This is a genomic window from Rhizobium redzepovicii (assembly GCF_019793435.1).
Taxonomy (GTDB): domain Bacteria; phylum Pseudomonadota; class Alphaproteobacteria; order Rhizobiales; family Rhizobiaceae; genus Rhizobium; species Rhizobium redzepovicii.
In genome coordinates, this window is the sequence record NZ_JAILYH010000100.1 from 1 (window position 1) to 357 (window position 357).

1 pseudogene is annotated in these 357 nt (G+C 65.8%); it reads left to right on the forward strand.

What is annotated here, in order from left to right:
- A pseudogene (locus K6N12_RS33770) lies at window positions 1-357 on the forward strand (sugar ABC transporter substrate-binding protein); the annotation flags it as partial.

Genomic DNA, 357 nt, shown 5'->3' on the forward strand with positions numbered 1-357 from the left:
ACTCCGACATGTTCGGCATGTTCAACGTCCCCGACGACCGCAAGGCGGCGCAGGTGGCGCTGGCGACGGCGACGCTGTCGAAGAGCTTCCAGTCGGCCTTCAACGTCGTCAAGGGTTCGGTGCCGGCCCGCACTGACGTTCCCGACACCGACTTCGACGCCTGCGGCAAGAAGGGCATCGCCGATCTGAAGGCGGCCAATGAGGGCGGCACGCTGTTCGGCTCGCTGGCGCAGGGCTATGGCGCCCCGCCGGCGATCGCCAATGCCTATAAGGACGTCGTCTCGAAGTTCGTCCACGGCCAGATCAAGAGCTCCGACGAAGCCGTCAAGCAACTCGTCCAGGCGATCGACGACGCCC